The organism is Pseudoalteromonas sp. BZB3 (assembly GCF_040104455.1).
GTDB lineage: Bacteria > Pseudomonadota > Gammaproteobacteria > Enterobacterales > Alteromonadaceae > Pseudoalteromonas.
In genome coordinates this window covers 168316-192435 of record NZ_JBECOS010000001.1, presented here as the reverse complement: position 1 = coordinate 192435, position 24120 = coordinate 168316, and the positions used below count along the sequence as shown (strand labels likewise).

Annotated in this window: 17 protein-coding genes; 12 read left to right on the top strand and 5 right to left on the bottom strand. The window is 41.9% G+C overall.

Annotation, left to right across the window (positions count from 1 at the left end; genetic code table 11):
- Positions 1-89 precede the first annotated feature (89 nt).
- The 5 genes from ABMY35_RS00810 to galU all read left to right on the top strand — a co-directional run bounded on the left by ABMY35_RS00810 (position 90) and on the right by galU (position 7397).
- Positions 90-437, top strand: a complete 348-nt coding sequence (locus tag ABMY35_RS00810; protein ID WP_349284612.1) for a four helix bundle protein — start codon at positions 90-92, stop codon at positions 435-437.
- A gap of 152 nt (positions 438-589) precedes the next feature.
- Positions 590-2734 (top strand): YjbH domain-containing protein, encoded by a 2145-nt coding sequence (locus tag ABMY35_RS00805; protein ID WP_349284611.1) that lies wholly within the window; start codon positions 590-592, stop codon positions 2732-2734.
- 722 nt (positions 2735-3456) lie between these two features.
- Positions 3457-4620, top strand: coding sequence for a nucleotide sugar dehydrogenase (locus tag ABMY35_RS00800; RefSeq protein WP_349284610.1), 1164 nt, complete (start codon positions 3457-3459; stop codon positions 4618-4620).
- 423 nt (positions 4621-5043) lie between these two features.
- Positions 5044-6420 (top strand): MBL fold metallo-hydrolase, encoded by a 1377-nt coding sequence (locus ABMY35_RS00795; RefSeq protein WP_349284817.1) that lies wholly within the window; start codon positions 5044-5046, stop codon positions 6418-6420.
- Positions 6421-6521: 101 nt separating this feature from the next.
- Positions 6522-7397 carry a UTP--glucose-1-phosphate uridylyltransferase GalU gene (gene galU / locus ABMY35_RS00790; RefSeq protein WP_349284609.1) on the top strand — a complete coding sequence of 292 codons (876 nt, stop codon included), beginning with the start codon at positions 6522-6524 and terminating at the stop codon, positions 7395-7397.
- Positions 7398-7749: 352 nt separating this feature from the next.
- Here the strand turns inward: galU and ABMY35_RS00785 are convergent, their stop codons facing one another.
- Positions 7750-9825, bottom strand: a complete 2076-nt coding sequence (locus tag ABMY35_RS00785) for a S8 family peptidase (RefSeq protein ID WP_349284816.1) — start codon at positions 9823-9825, stop codon at positions 7750-7752.
- A gap of 383 nt (positions 9826-10208) precedes the next feature.
- On the opposite strand from ABMY35_RS00785, the gene ABMY35_RS00780 reads away from it, so the two are divergent.
- Positions 10209-11396, top strand: a complete 1188-nt coding sequence (locus tag ABMY35_RS00780; RefSeq protein ID WP_349284608.1) for an NAD(P)/FAD-dependent oxidoreductase — start codon at positions 10209-10211, stop codon at positions 11394-11396.
- 545 nt (positions 11397-11941) lie between these two features.
- Here ABMY35_RS00780 and ABMY35_RS00775 read toward each other — a convergent pair.
- Positions 11942-12607: a helix-turn-helix transcriptional regulator gene (locus ABMY35_RS00775; RefSeq protein ID WP_349284607.1), complete on the bottom strand. Its 666-nt coding sequence runs from the start codon at positions 12605-12607 to the stop codon at positions 11942-11944.
- Between the two features lie 403 nt (positions 12608-13010).
- On the opposite strand from ABMY35_RS00775, the gene ABMY35_RS00770 reads away from it, so the two are divergent.
- The 4 genes from ABMY35_RS00770 (at position 13011) to ABMY35_RS00755 (ending at position 19236) form a co-directional block, all read left to right on the top strand.
- A complete protein-coding gene (locus tag ABMY35_RS00770) occupies positions 13011-13898 on the top strand; it encodes a sulfite exporter TauE/SafE family protein (protein WP_349284606.1) in 888 nt (295 codons plus the stop codon).
- A 142-nt stretch (positions 13899-14040) separates the two neighbouring features.
- Positions 14041-14685, top strand: coding sequence for a TetR/AcrR family transcriptional regulator (locus ABMY35_RS00765; RefSeq protein ID WP_349284605.1), 645 nt, complete (start codon positions 14041-14043; stop codon positions 14683-14685).
- On the top strand, positions 14669-16018 hold the full coding sequence (locus tag ABMY35_RS00760; protein WP_349284604.1) for a hypothetical protein: 1350 nt from the start codon (positions 14669-14671) through the stop codon (positions 16016-16018). Before ABMY35_RS00765 ends, ABMY35_RS00760 begins: the two co-directional genes overlap by 17 nt.
- 2 nt (positions 16019-16020) lie before the next feature.
- On the top strand, positions 16021-19236 hold the full coding sequence (locus ABMY35_RS00755) for an efflux RND transporter permease subunit (protein ID WP_349284603.1): 3216 nt from the start codon (positions 16021-16023) through the stop codon (positions 19234-19236).
- Positions 19237-19369: 133 nt separating this feature from the next.
- Here ABMY35_RS00755 and ABMY35_RS00750 read toward each other — a convergent pair whose 3' ends face one another.
- Genes ABMY35_RS00750 through ABMY35_RS00740 form a run of 3 tightly spaced genes read right to left on the bottom strand, consistent with a single transcriptional unit; the run spans position 19370 to position 21591 of the window.
- Positions 19370-20626, bottom strand: coding sequence for an FAD-dependent oxidoreductase (locus tag ABMY35_RS00750; protein ID WP_349284602.1), 1257 nt, complete (start codon positions 20624-20626; stop codon positions 19370-19372).
- 45 nt (positions 20627-20671) lie between these two features.
- Positions 20672-20992, bottom strand: a complete 321-nt coding sequence (locus ABMY35_RS00745) for a 2Fe-2S iron-sulfur cluster-binding protein (protein WP_130254559.1) — start codon at positions 20990-20992, stop codon at positions 20672-20674.
- An 8-nt stretch (positions 20993-21000) separates the two neighbouring features.
- Positions 21001-21591 carry a hypothetical protein gene (locus ABMY35_RS00740; RefSeq protein ID WP_349284601.1) on the bottom strand — a complete coding sequence of 197 codons (591 nt, stop codon included), beginning with the start codon at positions 21589-21591 and terminating at the stop codon, positions 21001-21003.
- A 232-nt stretch (positions 21592-21823) separates the two neighbouring features.
- Between ABMY35_RS00740 and ABMY35_RS00735 the strand changes: the two genes are divergently transcribed.
- Together ABMY35_RS00735 and ABMY35_RS00730 are read left to right on the top strand one after the other, a co-directional pair.
- Positions 21824-22897, top strand: coding sequence for an alpha/beta fold hydrolase (locus ABMY35_RS00735; RefSeq protein ID WP_349284600.1), 1074 nt, complete (start codon positions 21824-21826; stop codon positions 22895-22897).
- Positions 22897-24117: an NAD(P)/FAD-dependent oxidoreductase gene (locus ABMY35_RS00730; RefSeq protein WP_349284599.1), complete on the top strand. Its 1221-nt coding sequence runs from the start codon at positions 22897-22899 to the stop codon at positions 24115-24117. The genes ABMY35_RS00735 and ABMY35_RS00730 overlap by 1 nt, the downstream gene beginning before the upstream one ends.
- Positions 24118-24120: the final 3 nt, after the last annotated feature.

Genomic DNA, 24120 nt, shown 5'->3' with positions numbered 1-24120 from the left:
AGCGAGTTGGCTAGATATAAGTTGGCGAGTTAGCTGGATACAAGTTGACTAGGTAATTCTCATTTGGCTTTTTATTATCAGGGGTTGGTATGAGATTTGAAGATCTAGAAGTTTGGCGTCGCTCATTAGATTTAAGTTGTTCAGTTTATAAGGCTTTTAAGATATCTAAAGAATATGGCCTAAAAGATCAAATTACACGTTCCAGTTTATCTATTCCCTCTAATATTGCTGAAGGTTATGAAAGAATTACAGCTAAAGATTGCATTAAGTTTTTATCTTATGCGAAAGGTAGTTGCGGTGAATTACGTACTCAACTCTATATTGCTAGAGAAATTAATGAATTATCTCAAGATTGTGCAAATGCTTGGATTGCAGAAACTGAGCAATTATCAAAAATGATAGGTGGACTCATGAAATCTATTTCACGTACAATTTGATCGCAACTCGCAACTCGCAACTCGCAACTCGCAACTCGCAACTCGCAACTCGCAACTCGCAACTCGCAACTCGTCCTTTCCGCTTTCCGCTTTCAGTGTTATATTGCTGTTATATTTTTGGAACAAATAATAACCGCTTGGACTTAGGATTTATGTCTAAACTACTCCCTTTGCTCGCATCAGGCTTAGTTGCTATTGCTGCGCCTAGTTTTGCCGATGAAACACTTAAAACATACCGTAACTTTACAGGGTTTACTGGATTAATAAATACAAACAACGCTGAAGTACTGGAATCAGGTAGTATTGATTTTAGCTATAACAATATGCTTGATTACAGAGGTGAAAATTACGTTGATGGGCATAATTTTGCTTTTTCAGTGGGCTTGTTTGATGGGCTTGAAGTTACTGGGTTTATTGCGTCGAGTACGATGCATGATATGACATTTGGTTTTTCGGCGGAGGAAGAAAAGCAGCTTCGTGACTTGTCATTCAATGCAAAGTATCAAATCCCTTATATTCCTAAAGATTGGTTTAGTGTTGCTGTAGGGAGTAAAGATATTGGCGGGGCCGCTAATAAATATAGAACACACTTTGCTGTAGCCTCAAAAGAGTGGTCTGACTTTAGGTTTTCACTTGGTGCTGCAAAAAGCGATCATGAAACTGGCATGTTGAATGGCGCGTTTGGTGGTATTGAGTGGATGCCGCTAGATTGGTTCGCATTGCAGGTTGAACATGATGCCGAAGCGGTAAATGCTGCTGCGCGCTTAACAGTGCCGAAAGAGTGGCTATTTGATATTGGTGAACTGACTTTTACTAGCCGTTTTTATAGTAATACCGACTATTCAGAAAATGACAGCACATATTATGGCGTTAACTTTACTATGCCACTATCTAGCCAGGCACGTAAAAACTACACAGAAATCAAACCAGCGCCTGCTATTGTTGTAGCGAAAAACTCAGAGCCTTCTGATTTATCTAAGCCAATCGTAATTAACCAAAGAGCGCCTGAGCCTAAAAAAACAGAGATTACTAAAGTAGACAAATCGGAAGCTGATAGCTCCCAGCCCAAGAATAAACAAAACGTTTCTTTGAGTAGTCAAGTACACCGTTTAAAACTGGCTTTAATTGAAGATGGTTTTGAAAATATCAGTATTGGCTTTAACGAAACGCCAAGCGTTGTAGTTAAGTTCGAGAATAGAGTATTTAATCGTAACGACCTAGATGCATTGGGTCTTGTGATGGGCCGAATCGGTGAGTTCATTACCAAAGAGCATACGCGCTTCTTAATTCAGTTAGAAAAAAGCGATATTGGTTTATTGAATATTCAAGGCTCTGTTGATAACTATCGTCAGTTTATTGCTGAAGGGGTAAGCCCAGATCTTGATGTTCGCCAAGGTAGTGTTGCAACGCCATCGGGCATGATGTGGGTGGGTAATACCGCAGAGAAAAGCTCATACTTTTTACCTAGGGTTACTTTTTCTCCTGCATTAGCTGCAACCTATGCAACTGAGCTAGGTGTATATGATTTTTCATTGGCGCTTCGAGCTGATGTTGAGGTGCCGCTTTGGAAAGGTGCTGGTGTAAATGTGACTATGCAAAAAGTGGTTGCTAACACTGAAGATTTTGAAAAGGGTGATACATTTAATGGGCGTCGCTTAAAAGGCGGGCTTGACCAAGCCGTTTTCTATCAGGCGTTAGAGCTACCTTTTAATATTTATAACCTGACTCAAGTGGGTATGTTCAGAAACTATCATGAGTATTATGGTGTGATTAATGAAACAACTTGGATCAGCCCTGGCGGTCGCCATCAGTTAAGTGCAAATATCGCTAAATTTGAGTATCAAGATTATGATGCCTCTCGTGATTATTATTTAGCTGAATATCAATTTAATTGGTCAGAGCAAGATATCACGCTTCATGCCAGTATGGGCAAATTCTGGGCCCTTGATGAAGGGGTAAAAGTAGAAAGTCGTTTCTGGTTTGGTGATAGCTATATTGCTATTTATGCGGCCGATACAGCTGCCCAACAAGTAGGTATTGCTTTTAGTATTCCATTGAGCCCGCGTAAAGACATATCTGTAACACCATATGGGCAAATTAAAGGCAATGAAGCTTGGCGTCATGGGGTAACAACCCGTGTTGGTGAGTCGCATAATGCCTTGGTGAGAGGGCAAGCGTCTAAGATGTATACGCGTATAAGTATGGAGCGCACATTCTTGAATCAAGGCCGCAATTCTAGTAGCTATCTGTATGCTAATTTAGCGAGATTAAGAGAAGCGTATTTGACTTATAAATAAGAGTTTATAAGTTAGCGAGCGTAAAGTTTGCTAGTCAACGAGTATAGAATAAGGCGCGGTTCATTTTTGGTGAAACGCGCTTTTTTTGGCATGACATAAAGTCAGCGCCTACAATTGTGCAAAGTATACGTTACTGAGTAAGGTGAAATGAGCAATTTTTGCAGCCGCAATGGAGTTCTCAATTTGTAGTTTTGTGGGTCGCTATCTATGCCGTCAATTTTAAAACCTTGTTGCGCTAAAGCACAACCTACAGTTGATTGGTTTAGTGTTGTGTAGGTCGTCATTTATGGCGACACAGTATTTTACGATACGGTAGCACCGACTCATCGTGCAAAATATACGTTGCTGAGCAAGGTTACTTTTGCGCAATGTGGAATGAGCAATTTTAGCAGTTGCAATGGAGTGCTCAATTTGTAATTTTGTAGGCCGTTATTTATGGCTACAAAGTATTTTATGCGGTAGCACCGACTTTATGTCGGGTAATTCAATTTATAGAGGAGTTATAAAGCCCTTGTTGCGCTAAAGCACAACCTACCGCCGATTGGTTTAGCTGTTGTGTTGATCGTTATTTACGGAATTACGATAAATTATTTTATAAATTTAAACAGCGGCTCAGACAGTTTAAGATCTCTGAAACACTAAACCATGTACAGGTTGTTTGAAGTCCTGATTATATGCTGTAAAATATCTTGCCTTTTTGAACTTCAGATAATGGAATTTTAATGAAAATTACAATAGTTGGTACGGGCTATGTTGGCCTCTCTAATGCCTTATTGCTTGCTCAACATAACAAGGTAGTTGCTTTAGATATTGACGAAAAAAAAGTCCAACTATTAAAAGATAAGAAATCACCGATTGTCGATGCTGAAATCTCTCACTTTTTAGCCAATGAGCCTATAAATTTTACAGCTACTACAAATAAAGAGTCGGCACTACAAGGCGCTGATTTTGTCGTGATTGCAACACCTACTGACTATGATCCAGAAACAAACTACTTTAATACAAGTAGTGTTGAGTCAGTTATTACAGATGTTTTAAAAATAAACCCAAGTGCAACTATGGTAATCAAATCAACGGTTCCAGTAGGTTATACTAAATCTGTGAATGAGAAGTTTAGTGTTGATAATATTATTTTTTCACCTGAGTTTTTAAGAGAAGGTAAGGCGCTATACGACAATCTTCACCCGTCAAGAATTATTGTTGGCGAACAAAGTGAAAGAGCCGAGGTATTTGCTAACTTATTAAAGCAAGGTGCCAGAAAAGAAGAAGTTGAAGTGTTATTTACCGACTCTACTGAAGCTGAAGCAATTAAGTTGTTTTCAAATACTTACCTTGCTATGCGAGTAGCATATTTTAATGAACTTGATAGCTATGCTGAAGCGCATGGTCTTGACTCGAAGCAGATTATTCAAGGTGTAGGCTTAGATCCGCGTATCGGTGATCATTATAACAACCCGTCTTTCGGTTATGGTGGATATTGTTTACCGAAAGATACTAAGCAGTTATTGGCAAACTATAAAGATGTGCCAAATAATATGATTAGGGCCATTGTAGATGCTAATACTACACGTAAAGATTTTATTGCTGAATCTGTGTTGAAAAAGAACCCAAAAGTAGTGGGTATATACAGGCTAGTAATGAAGTCTGGGTCTGATAATTTTAGAGCCTCTGCAATTCAAGGCATCATGAAGCGTATTAAGGCAAAAGGTATAGAAGTCGTGGTTTATGAGCCTTCTTTTGATGGTGATTCTTTCTTTAACTCGAAAGTTGTTAAGTCATTAGAAGAGCTTAAAGCTACAGACGTAATTATTTCTAACCGCATGCATGAAGAGCTGTCTGATGTTGCAGAAAAAGTTTATACTCGAGATTTATTCGGTAGTGATTAATAAATCTGAGCATCATTAATGTCTAGAAAAGCGTTGGTTTATCCAGCGCTTTTTTGTATTCGTGCAAAATATACGTTGCGAAGCAAGGTTACTTTTGCGCAAGGTGGAATGAACAATCTTAACAGCTGCAATGGAGTACTCAATCTGTAGTTTTGTCGTTATTCATAACGACAAGGTGTTTTACGTTTCGGTAGCACCGACTTTATGTCGGGTAATTCAAATATAGGGGAGTTGTAAAAACCATGTTGCGCTAAAGCACAACCTACAGGTGATTGCTTTAGTTACTATCAAGTACTTAATTATCCAATTCACTTCTCCATCAACCATCAACCATCACTTTCTTCACTTTACCCAAACCTGTAACTTAGATATTGTTGCTCTTGTTTGAGAAAGGAGCGCATTATGCCAAGCGGAGATGGCGAAATAATTATAAAGCACTATGGTGCAACTCAAGGGGTAACCGGTTCTTGTCATGAGCTGGTTATCAGCGAGCAATCTAGCTTGCTCATTGATTGCGGCTTGTTCCAAGGTGAAGAATCTCGGCAATCTCTAAGTATCGAGTTTGATATACAAACCGTCTCAGCGCTTATCATCACCCATTGTCATATTGATCATGTTGGGCGTATTCCTTATTTGTTAGCCGCAGGTTTTTCCAAGCCTATTTATTGTACCCCTGCAACCGCCAAATTATTACCGCTTGTGATAGAAGATGCACTGAAAGTAGGTGTTACACGAGAACAAACATTAATTAATAGCTGTCTCAAGTTGTTACAAAAACTAATTGTGCCGGTAGAGTTTAACCAATGGTACAAGATTAATTTAAGCTGCGAGTCTGATGCAAAAATGCGTTTTCAGCGTGCAGGTCATATCTTGGGCTCTGCATATGTTGAAATTGATATAGTGCAACGTCATGAAAAAAGCAAAAAACCTAAGCGCATTGTTTTTTCCGGTGACTTGGGTGCGCCTTACACGCCTCTTTTACCTACGCCAAAACCTCCTTATAAAGCCGATGTGCTCGTACTTGAATCAACTTATGGTGATAAAAACCATGATGGTAGAAAGCAGCGTACTAAAAAGCTAAAACAAGTGATTGAGAAAGCTGTTAGTGATAATGGTGTTGTGCTTATCCCTGCTTTCAGTATTGGTCGAACTCAAGAGTTATTGTATGAACTAGAGCAAATTATTCATAGCGCACCTAAAAAGTCAGTATGGCAGAGTATCGAAGTCATTATCGACTCACCTATGGCAGCCAATTTCACAGAATTTTATCTAGAATTTAAAGAACTGTGGGATACCGAAGCCAAGCGTCGTGTAAAACAAGGTCGTCACCCTCTGGACTTTTCTAGTGTTGTCACAATAGGCGATCACAAAGAGCATGTTGCAGTGGTGAATTATCTAAGAACGCGAAATCAGCCCGCGATTGTGATCGCTGCTGGTGGTATGTGTAATGGCGGGCGCATAGTAAATTACTTAGAAGCATTTTTACCAGACTCTACAGCAGACGTTTTATTTGTGGGTCATCAAGCTAAAGGTACTTTAGGGAGAGATATTCAAAAATATGGTTCGAGAGGAGGGTACGTGTTTATTAATAATCAACGTGTAAATATCAAGGCTGCAATTCACTCTATCAGCGGTTACTCTGCCCATGCCGATCAAGCCGGTCTAATTCGGTTTGCAACTAAGATGAAAAGTTTGCCAAGCGTGATTAAGCTTGTACATGGTGATAAATTAGCAAAACAAGCACTTAAGAATAAGTTAGCTCCTTTATTGCCAAAAACAGAAATACATATTCCTGAGTAAGGCTTTTAATAGTACTTTACGGGTTGTTATTCGACTCTAAAGGCCGTTAAAATAACGAAAATGCCAAAGAATATGGCGATAAATACTAAATTGGACGAATTATGAAAGCAGTTATCCCTGTAGCGGGCCTTGGTACTCGCATGCTCCCTATGACGAAAGCCATTCCTAAAGAAATGCTACCTTTAGTTGATAAACCTCTTATTCAATACATTGTGAAAGAGTGCGTTGCTGCTGGTATTAAAGAGATAGTGTTAGTGACACACTCTTCTAAAAATGCCATTGAAAACCACTTTGATACAAGTTTTGAACTTGAAGCAACGCTAGAAAAGCGTGTAAAGCGTAAGCTTTTAGATGAAGTTCGCGGTATTTGCCCTGAAGACGTAACTATTATGCATGTTCGTCAAGGTGAAGCTAAGGGCTTAGGCCATGCAATTATGTGCGCGCGTCCAATCGTAGGTGAAGATGATTTTGTTGTGGTACTACCTGATGTAATTCTAGATGAGTACTCGGCAGATCAAAGCTCTGAAAATTTAGCTGCGATGATTGCTCGTTTTAGAGAGTCAAGTGCTAGCCAAATCATGCTTGAGCCTGTAGCACAAGAAGATGTCAGTAAGTACGGTATTGCTGATATCAACGGTGCTGAGCTAAGTGCTGGTGAAAGTGCGCCAATCAAGACAATGGTTGAAAAGCCTGCAGTTGCAGATGCACCTTCAAACCTTGCTGTAGTAGGGCGCTATGTGTTGTCTAAAAACATTTGGCCACTCCTTAAGAAAACACCAATTGGTGCTGGTGGTGAAATTCAGCTAACCGATGCAATCGATATGCTAATGGAGCAAGAGACAGTAGAAGCTTTCCATATGAGCGGTCGAGTACATGATTGTGGTGATAAAATGGGTTACCTAAAAGCCATTGTTGAATATGCAATGCGTGATGAAACTTTAGGCCCAGAGTTCACAAAATTTGTGAAGAGTCTTTAATTCGGTAACACCGATTTATCGTGCAAAATATACGTTGCGAAGCAAGGTTATTTTTGCGCAAGGTGAAATGAGCAATTTTAACAGCTGCAATGGAGTACTCAATCTGTAGTTTTGTCATCGTTAATGGCGACAATTAAAAAACCTTGTTGCGCTAAAGCACAACCTACAGGCAGTAGGGCTTAATCTTGCACTAAAGCACAACTTTTTCCAAAACAGAACGCGATATAAAATCGCTGCTACCGAAGTGTTTTAATCATATGTAGGTCGTCATTTATGGCGACTAAAAGACAAACACAAAAAAGCCGAGCTGAGCTCGGCTTTGTTATAAGAGACCTAATAAGTAGGGTAGAAATTACTTATATTGTGCGTCTAGTGTCACACCAGAGAAAGTTCTGTAAGCTCGTAAACCAATGTGCCAAGTACCTGCTTGTGGGTTTGTGAACGTACAAGTTTCAGCATTCCCGTTTTTGTACGGACGACAATCGTAAGATGATGTCGTTGGTTGGCTGCCTTGTCTAACATATAGGTCAGCATCACCAGAACCACCAGATATAGTCACTGTGAAGCTTGTCATGCCAGCAGGGATTTCAACAGTTTTGCGCACCCAGTTGCTGCGACTTGCTGAAAGGTTCGTTTCAGTGATACCACCTGGTTGAGGACCTACAGAACCAGCAGTTAAATCACCTTGTAAGCTTACGCCTGTGTACGCAGAGTAACCTTGAAGCATTACGTGGTAAGTGCCTGCTGCTGGGTTATCGATGGTACATACTTCGTTGTTACCGCCTTTATAAGGGCGACAGTCGTATGACGATGTAGTCGGCTTACTACCTGCTTTAACATACAGGTCAGCATCACCTGTGCCACCGCTCATCGTGAATGTTACTTTGCTTGTGTTTGCTGGTACTTCCATTGTGTAGAAGTCTTGGCCGCCTTGCGAACCGCTAAGGCCTGTTTTAGCAACGCCATCAGCGAGTACATTGTCACCTACTGGAGGCTCAACTACACCGCCTGATGCTTCAGCAACTGCTGCAGCTGCATCGATAATACCCGTACCACAGTTGTTACAAGTCGCACCAAAGCTCTTAGTCGTATTTTTAAGAATCGTTTCAATCTCATCAGGCGTCGCTGAAGGCTTAGCTTGTTTGATTAGTGCCGCTACACCTGCAACATGAGGTGCTGCCATTGATGTACCTTGAGAATATGCATAGCTGTCAGAGCTTGGTGTTGTTGAACCTGAGTTGTAAGTAGATAAAACACCTTCAGGGTCATTTGCAAAGCTTTGAGCGCCACCTGGTGCTGCTACGTCAATGTTTGAACCATAGTTTGAGTAGTAAGCACGACCACCGTTACGGCCTACCGCAGCAACGTTCACTACGCCAGAACAGTTACCTGGGTTATAGTTTGCTGAGTTATCGTTGTCGTTACCTGCAGCAATAACAACTACCGCACCATTTGCACGTGCTTGGTTAATTGCGTTTTGCGTTGTTGAACTACAAGCACCACTGCCACCTAAACTCATATTGATTACGTCAGCTGGGTTAGGGTTTGCAGGAACGCCAGACACTGAACCACCTGCAGCCCAGATAATACCGTCAGCGATATCAGATGTTAAACCACCACATTTACCAAGTACACGTACAGGCACAACTTTTGAGTCATAAGCAACACCAACAACCCCTTCGCCGTTGTTTGCTACAGCCGCAACCGTACCCGCAACGTGTGTACCGTGCCAGCTTGAACCTTGTGCACCGTGTGTGTATCCACACTCGTTTGCAGAAATCGCATCACCTGGATCGCTCGCGTCTGAATCACGACCACCACCATCATTCGCAACGAGTGTGTTTGAGATCATGTCATAACCAGGTAGTAGGTTAGCGTTTAGATCTGCGTGAGGGCGGTAACCTGTATCAAGTACGGCAACGACTACACCAGCACCAGTTGCGCTATCCCATGCAGCTGGTGCGTTAATGCCCGCTGTATTTTCAAAATAGTGCCACTGATCAGAGTACTGTGGATCATTTGGAGTCGCAGTTGGTTTTAGCATTTGGTCAATTTCGATGTACTCAACATTGCCAGATGCTGCAATTTCTTGCATTAATTCGTTTGCTTCAAGCGCTGATAGTTTTTTGTTAACACGCATTACGTGGTGGTTGCTTAACGCCATTGCACGAACGTACTGAGGTGTTACTTTTGCTTTTTTACTTTTAAAGTTCTTAACAAAAGACTGAGCGCGTTGATTCATCATTGATGGAGAAAACTCTCCGAACTCTGCTGACATCATCATTTGCTGTTGCATGTTGTCTTTATATTTGATGATGAACTGAGTGCCAAGCGTTGACTGGCTTTTTAGTTTTGCCGCTGTTTGGTTAACAGTAGGTGTGTTTACTTGGTCTTGAAAAGGTAAAGCTGAAACTGAACCTGCTACCATCGCAGAGGCCATTGCTAGGCTAAGTGCGCCTAATTTAAATGGTGTTTTTCTTATCATAATAGTTTCCCAATAGTCACTTGTTGTTTTTCTTCGCCAAACTGCGGCGAGGAAGAAAAGTAAAATAAAAGTTAATTTTTTGGAAGGGTAAGTTTGGTTATTAATGTATGTGCAATGGTTATATGTAGATGGATAAACGTCTTTTTATTTTTTAAAGGTGCTGATTATTAAGGTTTTTTTAAATTTAAATGAAGATTTAGAGTTTTAACTAGTAATGTAAATATATGTAAATGGGCGGTAATTTTGTGTTAATTTTATGCTTGTTTGCACAAAAGACCCACCATCAAGGTATAATCCTCCTCGATTTCGGCAAAACAGAGAAAAATATGTTGCAATACGACGTGGTGATTATTGGTGCAGGTGCTGCAGGTTTAATGTGTGCAGCTCAGGCTGGCTATCGAGGCAGACGTGTTGCAGTTGTTGATATGGGCAAAAAACCGGGCCGTAAAATATTGATCAGCGGCGGTGGACGTTGCAACTTTACCAACGAGGGCGCAAGTCCTGTAAATTATTTGTGTGGTAATCCGCATTTCGTTAAGTCTTGTTTAAGCCGCTATACACAACATGATTTTATAGAACTTGTTGACCGTCATGGGCTTGCTTACCATCATAAAACTTTAGGTCAGTTATTTTGCGACAATAGCGCACAAGATATCGTTGATATTCTCATGACAGAATGTGAATGGGCGGGCGTTGAATTACACCTCAGAAATGAAGTATTAAACGTCTCTGAGCTAGCAGAAGGCGGTTATCAGGTAGCTACCTCTGAGAGTGTCTTTACCTGTGAGTCGCTGGTTGTAGCCGCTGGTGGCTTAACTATGCCGAAATTGGGCGCTACGCCGATTGGCTATAAAATTGCAGAGCAATTTAATTTAAAGGTGTTGCCGACAATGGCGGCACTTGTGCCTTTCACCTTACATGATCATGATAAAACACGTTTTGATGGTTTATCAGGGGTGAGTATTCCATGTTTGGTCTCGAGTGAATGCGGCACTGAATTTAGAGAAAATATTTTATTTACGCACCGTGGTTTATCAGGACCCGCTATTTTGCAAATCTCTTCGTTTTGGCGAGCAGGGCAAGCGGTGACGATTAACTTATTGCCTGACCTTCAATTAGATGAAGCTATTCATCAATGGCGCAAAGAGCAAGGCAGTAAGTCTTTAAAGAACACCTTGTCTAATATCTTGCCAAAGCGCTTTATTGAAGTGTTGCTCAACGAACAAGCCATTCCAGACAAAGCATTGAATCAATTAACGCACACTGAAATTGATGAAATTGCAAAATACATTCACCAGTGGCAGATCAAACCTAACGGCACAGAAGGCTACAGAACAGCAGAGGTGACCTTGGGTGGTGTAGACACCGATGAGTTAAGCTCAAAGACATTTGAATCGAAAAAGCAAAAAGGCTTGTATTTTATTGGTGAAGTCACTGATGTGACGGGTTGGCTAGGGGGCTACAACTTCCAGTATGCGTGGAGCTGTGGTTGGGCATGCGGGCAAGCTTGTTAGTTTTTCAGTATAAATGGTGGCCTACAGAATACAAAACCAAGCTCCTGTAGGTTGTGCTTTAGCGCAACAAAATGTTTAAATCTTGTTGATTTAAATTACCCGACATAAAGTCGGTGCTACCGAAATGAAAAATACTTTGTCGCCATAAGACGACCTACACAAGATTAAAACAGTTTGGTAGCAGCGATTTTATATTGCGTTCTGTTGATTGAGTACTCCATGACAGCTGTTAAGATTACTCATTTCACCTTGCGCAAAAGTAACCTTGCATCGCGCACTGTAAATGAAGTTTTGGATGTAGTGTTGTTTTACATCCATGTAGCTACGCCCATCGGGTATCCATAACCTCACCTCCTTGTGCTGCGAAACTTCGTTTCGGTCACTCGTCGCCCTTGCGCAAAAATAACCTTGCTTCTCAACGTATATTTTGCACGATAATGTCGCCATAAATGACAATCTACAGATAATAAAACAATTACCTGTAGGTTGTGCTTTAGCGCAACAAGGTTTTGATTTAATTCAACACTCAAATGGTAAGCTGAGCCCTATATATTCAACTCATTATTCAATGCCATGGCTGCCGAGCGATTAGGCGCATTTAATTTTTCTAAAATCTTCGCGACATGGTTCTTCACCGTATATTGGCTGATCCCTAAGATCATACCAATCTCTCCATTGGTTTTGCCTGATGATATCCAGTCTAATACTTCTTTCTCACGCCCTGTAAGCAAATGAATAGGTGAATTAAATGCCCGCATTGATTCATATCTAAACAGCTGTGCTTTATGAAGATAGGGTAAAATGAGCTCAATCAAATAAGATGCTGGGGCCGATGTGTTTGAGCGTTTATTATTAAAGGCCACTAAAGTTACAAATCCAGAGTCTTGGTTATCTAAATCATATGTCGCGATATCAGATAACGGGTTTCTCGCTTTTGCATAGCTTTTTAATAAATTTACATTGTTTAATTTAGTGCAATTAATGGTTTTTAGCAGTTGTTGTTGTTGGTTAGGTGAGTATTCGATTGAATAATCAGTTTTTACAGACAGGTTCGACTTATCAATTAATGCGATGTACAGCGCTTCTTTTTCAGCAAAAAACATAACCTCTTCAAAAATATTGATATCAAAAGAACGGTCTTTTATAGATGTTTTTAACAGCTCTATGGCCTTTAAAATACTAGATAGCTCTTCAGTACAACCTAAAAACATGTGCATTCTCCTTAAAATACGATGTCAAGGTAATGAATTTATTCATATTAATTCTGCAGGCGGTGCAGTTACTAAATTCAAATTTAATTAATCGCGTGATTAATTAAAGCATGGATGCGGAATTGATAGCAATTAAAAGTGAAGAAATTGTGAATAAAAAAGAATAAATTATTGATTTTGAGTAATTGTCATAAAACTGGGTGGGAAACGAGCAAAGTAAGACCGTATAGACGGATATTAGTAATTTTTATGTAATCTAATAACACAGTTGAGTGAGGTAATGACGGGTGATTCAAGATCTCTGATTTTGCAACATGAGTGATAGATGGTCCTATCAGACTATACGATCTGTCAACGTATATGGTTAGACTTAACAGGTGATTGAAAGGGATCAAGGTGTAACATGATTGAAAGATTACGACGACCATCGTCATGGCCATTTTATTTTACTGTGCTGATTTATGCTTCATTGATTTGGTTACAAGGCCTCTCGAATTCATTGTTGCAAATAGTTCATGAATTTGAGATCGCATTAACAATGGCATTAGGCTCTTTTGTGGCCGGTGGAACAGCTTTAGGTGGGGGAGCGGTCGCATTTCCTGTGATGACCAAGGTTTTAGCCATAGAGCCTGCTACAGCTAAAGTGTTTTCTCTGGCGATACAGAGCTTTGGTATGACTGCGGCAGCAATCACTATTTTTTGTCGTCGTATTCCTATTTATACCAACATCGTTTTTATGGCATTGCCTATGTCGGCTTTAGGCGTGGCAATCAGTTTGTTGTATGTAGCCCCATTCGCGCCGAGATTATTGGTTAAATCGATTTTCAGTTTTCTACTCTTGTGTTTTGCTATTACCATGGTGCTGCGCTGGTGGCGAAAAGCGCATCATCAACCGAGTGCTGAGCATATAAAGCCTAGCTTAGGACGCTTTTTATTAGTTGGGTTTGTTGGCGGTATTGCTAGCGGTTTAGTGGGGTCTGGTTCGGATATCGCATTATTTGCTTTGCTTATCATTGCCTACCAAGCCGACATCAAAAAAGCGACCGCAACCTCTGTAGTAGTGATGGCATTTACTTCATTGGTGGGCAGCGCCATTAATGCTTGGCATCTCAATGAAATTACGCCTGAAATAGAACAATATTTATTGGCCGCAATTCCTATTGTTGTTGTTGGCGCACCGCTTGGGGCTTATGTGTGTTCAAAAGTGAAAGTTGGCCAACTAGTGAGTTTTTTACTGTTGTTAATCAGCCTAGAAGTATTCTTTACAGGTTATGAACTATGGCAGCAGTAAAAGCAATCATCAACTGGTACTCGCAATCAAGAGAGTTAGCATAAGTATCTATTCTATAAATAAAAAAATAAACTTCAGTTGACTAAATAATGAACTTTATATTTAATTAACCAGTTGGTTAATTAAATATAGAGATAATAAAATGACAACAAAAGTTACTCGAGGAAGACCTGTTTGCGAAACCAAAAAAGCGGAACAAAAGGCTAAGCTGGTTATTGCCGCACAGCATTTACTCAACATGAAGTCGTATAGCCAGATCACCATTCGAGAGATAGCTGCCGAAGCAAAAGTAAACTCAGCGATGATCAAATATTACTTCGATAGCAAAGAAGGCCTATTCGTAGAGTTGATCCAAGCCTTGGCAGACGAGCAATTTTCTCATTTTGATGATTTGCATGCACAAACTCGGCCTGTTTATCACTTTATGCGTCAGTTCAATCAAATCCTGCAAACGAACCCCGGATTTGTGCATTTATTAGCGGAAGAAATTCTCAATAAAACCACGCCATTGGCACAGGCCTTTATGAGTGCATTTCCAGAGCGAGTGTCGCAATTCTTACCTGAGTTAATCAAACAAGAAGCAGGCATTGATGACCATAAAACAGCCAAGCTAGCGGCTTTTTCACTGATGACACAATTGGTATCACCTTACATTTTTAAAACACTACGTCAGCAAGCTTGGCAAATCGAAGACGCCGAGATACAAAGCGAACAGCGTGTAAAGGAATTATATCTACAGTTTATTTTTGGCTTAAAGGAGCAACAAACTCATGAGGTGGAATTTTAGTGCAAGAAGGAACTTGCCTATCGCAGTGGCGATTGGCGTTCTATTAGTTGTCATCATAGTTAAATTAAATGCGTCAATGCAGCATCAGCCTGCGACTGATGACGGTCAATTAGCGCATTATCAGTTGCTCAATCAGCGAGCAATAAAGCCAGAAATAGTGGGCTTTGGACGCGTAGAGCCAAATATTAAATTTAATAGTATTGCTGAAGTGTCGGGTAAAATTACCTATGTGCATCCAGCACTAAAAAAAGGCGAGTTATTTGAGCAAGGCTCTTTATTACTAACTATAGATGACAGTGATTACCAACTCCAACTGGCAAAAGCCAATGCCAACTTAGCTGCAGCAGAGGTCGAACTTGCAGCCAAGAAGACCGCACAATTGAATAATGCGCTCGACATTAAACTTAGCCACAATAAGCTCAAAATAGCGCAAAGCGAATACGAGCGCTTAGCGCGTTTACTTAAGCAAAAAAGCATATCTCAAAATGAGCTAGATAGAGCCCAGCAACAAGTGTTATTGCAACAGCAAGACTTGCAACGTAACGAAAATACCAAAAGCTTGTTGCCGTTAGAGATCAAAGCTCTACAGGCGGGAGTCAATAAAGCCCAAGCCGATGTGAAACAAGCAGAGCTTGCGATTGAACGTACACAAGTTCGTCTGCCATTTACGGGACGTATCCATAAAGTGAATATTGAGCAATCGCAATGGGTCACCATGGGCATGCCATTATTCAGTGCCAGCGATGTGGCGCAAGTACAAATAAATGCCCAATTCACCTTTAACAGCTTTCATCAATTTACGGGATTCTTTCAACGTCCGCCTAATATTACAACGGTATCCGCCCAAGGTATGGCCGCCTATTTTGACGAACAAGGTTTGCAAGCTCAGGTCGAGTTATTGGGTCATGAAGGTATGCGCTGGCAGGCTAAAATTGCTCGTATGAGTGATGAAATAGACCCACAAAGCCAAACTGTTGGGGTGGTTGTTACCATTGACGATAGTTATAAAAATATCGAGTTAGCAAACAAGCCGCCCCTATTGGCAGGTATGCGCGCAAAAGTAACATTACTAGCCACAGAACAAAACTTCATTGCAGTGCCGAGGGCGATAGTAAAAGGTCGCTATGCGCTTTTAGCCGATGCACAAAACACATTACAAAAGCTTGATACGCGACATGCGCTGAAGCAGCAAAATTATTTCTTATTTCAAGATGAAAAGTTAGTAGGTGCGAAACTGGTCACCACAGATCTGTTTCCTGTGATCGCAGGCAGTAAATTACAGTTAGTACCAGAAAATGCCGTATTAGCAGTGACATCAGTGAAGGAGCTGTAATAATGATCCGCTTCTTTGCTGCACACCCCACAGCAGCCAATATTTTAATGCTGCTGTTTATTGTGATTGGCTTAGTCAGCCTACCGCAAATTCACCGTGAAACTTTACCTAAAATCAACCAGTACCAGCTCGATATCGTGGTGCCTTACCCCGGAGCCAGTGCAGAAAACGTCGAACAAAAGATCTGCTTAAGTCTAGAGAGTGCCTTAGATGGGATCAGCTTTTTAGAAGAAAAACATTGTGTGGCAAGACAAAATGTAGGCCAGATGACGGTCAAAATGTTTGAACAAGGTGACTTTGAACAGTTCAGTACTGACGTTAGAAATGCCATCGACACCATAGATGATTTTCCTGTTCAGGTTGAGCAATGGACCATAAACGAGCGAGGGCGTACACAAGATGTGGTGAGTGTCGCTGTGAGCACTCATGCGGCACAAAATGGAGCAGACAACGGTTTATCGCGCGTTGAGTTAAAAGCCTTAGCTGAGCAAGTTAAAGTGACTTTACTGCGCCATCCAGACATTCCGATTGTTGAAATCAACGACTTTTCGAAACATCAACTGCGTGTGACAGCATCGCAAGACGCGCTGCAACAATACGGCATGAGCTTGCAAACCTTGAGTCAGCGTTTAACTGCGCAGAATATCGAACTGCCGCTCGGTGTGCTCGAAACTTCAGAAGCCGACACGCAAATTCGTATTAAAGACGAACGTCGCTCTGCGGAGCAGTTGGCAGATGTAGTAGTGAGCACAGGCACACAAGGTAATCATGTGCGCATCGCTGATTTAGGGCAAGTGAGCGATACGTTTGAACGCGATGAAAAGCAGATCTTTTTTAACGGTGTGCCAGCGGCCATAATCACCATTAAAAAGAACACCAACGAAGATAGTTTAAGGGTGCTACATGCCACCGAAGCGGTGCTGGCAAAGTTACAAACCAGTTTGCCTAGTGGGGTGCATTTAACCTTAACCAACGACAACACCAGTTTAGTTAAAGACAGGATCAATCTGTTGCTCACCAATGCGTGGCAAGGTTTGTTGTTGGTATTTTTTGTAATGTGGCTGTTTTTCTCTTTTAAATATGCGTTTTGGGTGGTGATGGGTCTACCTGTGTCATTTTTAGCGAGTTTCTTTCTAATGATGCACTTAGGGATCTCAATCAATATGCTCTCTATGGTGGCGCTGTTATTGGCGCTTGGGATCTTAATGGACGATGCCATCGTGATCGCTGAGTCTATTGGTTCGCATATTGAAAAAGGCTTAAAAGTGCAAGATGCCGTGCTTCAAGGTACTAAAGTCGTCTTGCCTGGCGTGTGTTCTTCTTTTGTTACTACGTTATGTATTTTTGTTGGTTTGATCTTTATTGAGGGTAATTTAGGGCAGATCTTAAAAGTGATCCCCATTGTGCTTATTTCTGTTATCACTGTTTCTTTGATTGAAGCCTTCTTTATTTTGCCGAACCACTTAAGTCATGCCTTACAAAGTAAAAGCAAAGACGGAAAATGGGCACAACGTGTTGGTGCAATTCGCGCTCGGTTTGAAACTAAGTTTACCCATTGGAATCAGCAGATATTGCATTTGAACCATGTGTTGATCCGCTATCGCTACTTGGTGTTTGGAGCGGTGATCGCCACCTTTTTATTGTCTCTGAGTATGTTGATTTCTGGCGTGCTGAAATTTACCGCGTTCCCTGATATTGATGGTGATGTATTACAAGCGCGTTTGTTAATGCCAAATGGCACGCCGTTGGTTAAAACCCAGCAAACCATGCGAAAGATTGAGCAAGCTTTGGCGCGCACCAATGCAAAACTCAGCGAGCAAGAAGACGGCGAGTTGGTGATTGCCAGCACTGTGGTGTATGGGCAAAACCCAGACTACCAAGATCAAGGAGCCAACTTGGCCTATATTTCTGTGGATTTACTCAGTGCCGAGCAGCGCAATACCCATTTGCAGGCTTTTTCGGATCTGTGGCGCAAAGAATTAGGTGATGTACCAGAGGCGCTGAGCTTATCGTTCAAAGAGCCTAAATTGGGACCGCAGGGCAGAGCGGTCGATATTCGTTTGCAGTCTGACGACATAGAGCAGTTGAGTCGGACAGCCTATGAGCTAAAAAACTGGTTAAAGGGTTATCCTGGAGTGCAAAATATTACCGACGATTTGAGGCCGGGCAAACCTGAGTTTACCTTGACGCTTAAACCGGATGCATTAGTTACGGGCATTACCTCTGCGGACATTGCCCAGCAACTTAGGCCAGCATTTCAAGGCAGCAAATTATCTGACATTCATGTTGGGCTCGAAAATTACGAAGTGACAGTAAAACTGGCAGCGCAAAGCATGGACGAATACAGTGATTTTGATAACTTTCTGATTATTCATCCAAAAAGCCAAGTTGCCATTCCCTTAGCTGCGCTAGTTAATATCGAGCAAACCAGAGGGCTTGCGGTGATCAACCGCGTGAATAATATGCCGACGGTTTCTGTATTCGCTGATATCGACAGTGAGCTTAATACCGCCTCTGCGGTGGTCAAAGATGTCGAAAAACGCTGGCTGTCTGAGCTCAATTCACGCTTTCCCGATATGGCTTACAGTATTGAAGGTGAAGTCAAAAATGCGGGGATCACCCAGTCGTCTATGCGCCGCGCTATGTTACTCGGCATGATAGGTATTTTCTTGCTGTTGGCTTTGCAATTCCAAAGTTATATTGAGCCTTTAATTGTCATGGTGTCTATTCCGTTTGCCATGATAGGCGTTATTTTAGGTCACTTTATTATGGGAATTAACTTCTCGATGCCCTCGCTAATGGGCTTTATTTCGTTGGCAGGTATTGTTGTTAATGATTCAATTTTGTTAGTGCAATTTGTGAAGCGTCGTGTCAAAGAGGGTTTGTCAGTACAAGATGCTGCCGCTCAAGCAAGTCACGACCGTTTTCGTGCGGTGGTGTTAACATCAGTGACCACAATAGCGGGTATGACGCCATTATTGTTCGAAACTAGTTTGCAGGCGCAGATCTTAATTCCGCTGGCGACCAGCATTGTGTTTGGTATTTTAGCCTCCACTTGTTTGGTACTGCTGGTGTTACCTTGTTTGTATAGCATTTTAGAAGACTTTGGGGTAGCAAAGCCTTATCACAGTCATCATGGTATAGACTCGAGCAATGCGGCTAACGAGCACGGGTTAGATGGTAATGTAAAAGTTAACGTAGTTGTAAAATCAATTTAAACCGAGTAACAAAATTTAAAGGCCACAGCGAGGCAAACCGCTGTGGCTTTTTTAGCTGAGAAAAAAAGAGCCCTGACGGGCTCAAACACTAGGCTTAATTAGCGTTGGATGGTTGAAATGAATGGATTTAAGACTAAATAGCTTGGGAGCGACCTGATAGTTGTTTTATCAAATCAATATCGGTATTGCCTATCATGTCGATAGGCAGAGAGATTTTTTTATCTATGATCTTTTTTGCGGCCATAAAATCTTTAGCCGTGTTAATGCAATCTGCTGCGATGATTCGGCCTTGCTTTAAATACCACAATGAAAAACTGTTTGATGAATGTTGACGTAATACAGTGTTGTCATAGCCATGATTTAAGCCTGCGATCTGAATTTTACAGTCGTATTGATCAGACCAAAACCAAGGCACTGACGTCACCGCCTGATGTTTACCACATATAGTCGCAGCAGCAGTTTTTGCTTGTGCTAACGCATTTGGCACAGATTCAATACGTGTTGCGATACCACTGTGATACTCAATACCTATGGTGCAATCGCCTGCAGCATAAATATTTTTATCTGTGGTTTGGCATAGTTCATTGACCACAATGCCATTTTGCTCCACCAGTAATCCAGCTTGTTCAGCAAGCTCAGTGTTAATTTCGGCGCCAATACCAACAATGACTAAATCGGCATTAAAATACTGCTCAGGAGCGTCTAATTGGGTAAGTGTTTTACAACGCACCCCAGTCACGGTTTGCTCACCGGTGAATGCTAAAACTTGTGTGTTGGTATGTATATCTACGCCCTGTTGTTGGTGAAGCTGCTGATAAAACTCAGAAATAAACGGAGCGGTAACGCGAGCAAGCAATCTCGGCGCTTGCTCTAGTAGTGTTATTTGATGGCCCATTTTATTGAGTACAGCAGCGGTTTCTAAACCAATGTAGCCGCCTCCAACCATCAAAATACGTTGTTTATCTGTGCTAAGCCGTGTGGCTAACTGTTCAATATCTTTCAGGGTTTTTATATAAAAAACATTATTTAATTCACTGCCTGAACAAGTGATTTTACGCGCCCGACTGCCCGTGCACAGTAGCAAATGGTCATAGCTTAGGCGCTCACCATTTTGCAGTACCACACTTTGTAAAGCGGGCTCTATTCTTGCCACTCGAGTGCGTAATTTTAGGGTGATGTTATCTTTTTGGTAGGCTTGCTCAGGTCTTATTAATAAGCCTTTTTCATCTACCTGACCCAATAAATAATTTTTAGAAAGCGGTGGGCGATGATAGGGCAAGCTGTGTTCATCACTGATCAAAACAATTTCGTCAGTCCAGCCTTCTTTCCTTAAGCTAATACACGCTTGCGCGCCAGCATGTCCGCCGCCAATGATGATGCATCTTGCCATGATGTTATCCTTTAATTTTGTGGCTAACGCTCAGATTATCCAAATCTAGTATTGAGATTCTGGTAATCTTACTTGCAAGCCATGGTGTTCATCAGACACTAAAACCTGGCAACTTAGACGACTTAACTCCGTCGGCTCTGAGACCATTTCTAGCATATCTGCTTCACTACTATTTGGTTCGTTTACTTTGCCTTGCCAGTCGTCAGTTAAATAACAATGACAAGTTGCGCAACTGCCTGAACCACCACACTCAGCTTCAATGCCGTCGATCATGTTTTCCATCGCGGCTTGCATTAAAGAAGTCCCTGCTGGCACATCTATGGTGGTTTCATTGCCGCTAAAATCAATAAATGTAATATCAGGCATAACAGCTCCTACATCGAAAAACGACTTAGTTGATTAATTTCAGCCAAGATAGCCGCTGGATCGGCCTCTAGTTGACTGTCCATAGTGGTATTCCAGCGGTTTAAAAAACCACAAATGGCGATGACCGCTGAGATCTCAATCACTGCTGCTTCACTAAAGTGCTTGCCTAAGTCGTCATAATGGTGTTTTTCTAGGTGAGCAGGCGAGGTGCTTGCAGCAAATGCAAAGCGAAGTGCTGCGCGTTCAGCATCTTCATATAAAATGCTGGTTTCAAATTCAAATGCGGCCAACACCTTGGCACGATTCACATTCACGCGACTAGCGATATGCGAGAAATGCCCCTGACAATATTGGCACCCCGCAGCATTAGAACTAATGGTGGCAATCGCCCATTTTAGTTCTGTGCTGATGTGTTCAAATTGGCTTAAGCACCCAAACAACTGCCCAAATGCTTTAGCTAGCATAGGGTTTTTAGCCATGGTTAAAATGCCGTTTGGAATAAACCCTAGATTGTTCTCAATGCCCTGCAAAATGGGCTCTAACTCAGGAATATCAGCGCGACTAACCGGGCTGACTAAGTGATTTTTAGTTTGCTGCATTGCAGTCTTCCTAACTGTGATAGCGAGCCATCAAGGTATAGCTAAGCGTAGAACATTCCTATAGTCCCAACGGACCAAGGCCATAGTCCACAGGGGCTATATGGCTATATCAACATTCCCTGTAAGGTTTTTAATAGATTCAAACTGAACCCGAACATTCGCGGCATCGCTTATTATTCAAAGCAAATAAGTCGTGGCTGAAGGATTTGCAAAGACTAGACAGGAAACTAGCATGATTGAAGAACTAATCGACTTTATAAATAACGAATTACTTGAAGGTGCGGCACCTGATTTAGATCAGCACACACCGCTTTTAGAGCTAGGTATTTTAAACTCACTATCGATGGTGAGATTACTTGCGCATGTAGATCAGCGCTATGGTGCGAAGATCCCTGAGCACGATATTACCCCTGTGCATTTTGAGAATATAGAAACACTTGCAGCACTTATTAACACCTTAAGCACAAAAGATGAGATGCAGGCTGAGCAATCGGTATCTGAGCTAGAGCGCCTGGTTAAGTTACAGGAAAGCTATGGCATTCAGAGTGAGTTGGTGGATGCGGGTGAAGGCTTTAAGCAGCACGTATTGCGAGTCAAAGGCGATGGGCCTTTATGGATTTTACTCCCTGCACTTGGCAATCCTTCGACATCTTGGTCTTCAACACTGCGTTCAGTACAAGGTCGTCACAATGCCGTGGCGCTTGATTTAGCGGGTTTTGGGTTGAGCCAAAGTGCTAATGAAGCGCCATCTTATGTTGATCATGTTGAGTTTACATTGCAATACCTTGCAACGCTTGAAGAGCAAGAGTGGGTGCTGGTGGCAAACTCTGCAGGTAGCATGATTGCAACTGAGATTGCCCGTCGCTTCCCTGAAAAAGTAAAAGCCCTAGTTTGTAGTGGCTTTGGTTTAGTTGAAGACGTCGAAAACTGGTGGTGCGACTTAAAGAAAATGTCGTCAAACCCAGAGCAATTCTTGGCAGCCGCTTATTACCACCCACCAAAGATGACACCAGCCTTAGAGTCATTACTTGATGATGTTCTGTCTCGCCCTGCCTATCACAGCTTCTTAGACGATTATGCGCGTCAATCTATCGCGAAAACCTTTGATGGGGTGATGGTACCTACTTTATTTGTGGCAGGTAACCACGACCAAATTATTCCACCAGAATGGAGTGAAAAAGCCGCTGAGCTACTTGATAACGCCAGTGTTACTCGCCTTTCTCGCTGTGGTCACTTCTCGGCTTCTGAACGCCCAGAAGAATTTGTTTGGGTAGTGGAAGATTTCTTAAATAGGGAAGCAATGTAATGGATCAGTTTAAAAGTTACGACGTCGTTATTATTGGCAGTGGCCCAGCAGGCAGCTTATGTGGCATAGAGTGTCGCAAAAAAGGCTTATCGGTTTTATGTATTGAAAAAGATGAGTTTCCGCGCTTTCACATTGGTGAATCATTAACAGGTAATGCGGGGCAGATCATACGCGATCTCGGTTTGGCGGATGAAATGAATGCAGCAGGCTTCCCAGACAAACCCGGTGTGAACGTGATTGGTTCATTATCAAAAAATGAGTTCTTTATTCCTATCTTAGCGCCGACTTGGCAGGTACGCCGTAGCGACTTCGATAACATGTTAAAGCGTAAAGCCCTAGAGCATGGCGTTGAATATCAGCAAGGCTTAGTTAAAGACGTGATCAAACATGAAGAAAAAGTGGTTGGCGCGATTTATAAAGCCGATGGCGTTGAGCGTCAAGTACGCTCAAAGGTACTGGTAGATGCCAGTGGTCAAAATACCTTTTTATCGCGCAAGGGCATTGCAGGAAAACGTGAAATCGAGTTCTTTTCACAGCAGATCGCTTCTTTTGCACATTATAAAAATGTTGAGCGCGATTTACCGCCTTTCTCAACGAATACCACCATTTTATATTCAAAGCAGTATCACTGGTCGTGGATCATTCCAATCTCGCCAGACACAGATAGTCTAGGGATAGTGATCCCGAAAGACTTGTACTACAAAGAGTGTAAAAACCCAGACGATGCCATCGAATGGGGTATGGAGCATATCAGTCCGGAGATCAGACGCCGTTTCAAAAACGCAGAGCGCGTAGGTGAATCGCAATCTATGGCAGACTTCTCTTACCGTATTGAGCCGTTTGTCGGTGATGGTTGGTTGTGTATCGGTGACGCGCATCGATTCTTAGATCCAATTTTCTCTTATGGCGTGTCATTCGCCATGAAAGAGGGTATTAAGGCTGCCGATGCAATTAAACGTGCCATCGATGGTAACGATTGGAAAACGCCTTTCTACGAATATCGCGATTGGAGTAATGGCGGTCAGCAAATTGCTGCAGATCTTATTCGTTACTTCTGGATCTACCCAATTTTCTTTGGCTATCAAATGCAAAACCCTGATTTACGCGATGAAGTCATCCGTCTATTAGGTGGCTGTTGCTTTGATTGTGAAGGATGGAAAGCCCCGACCATCTTTAGAAATGCCATTGAAGAATACGACCGCAAACAAATGGCTGGTTGAGGA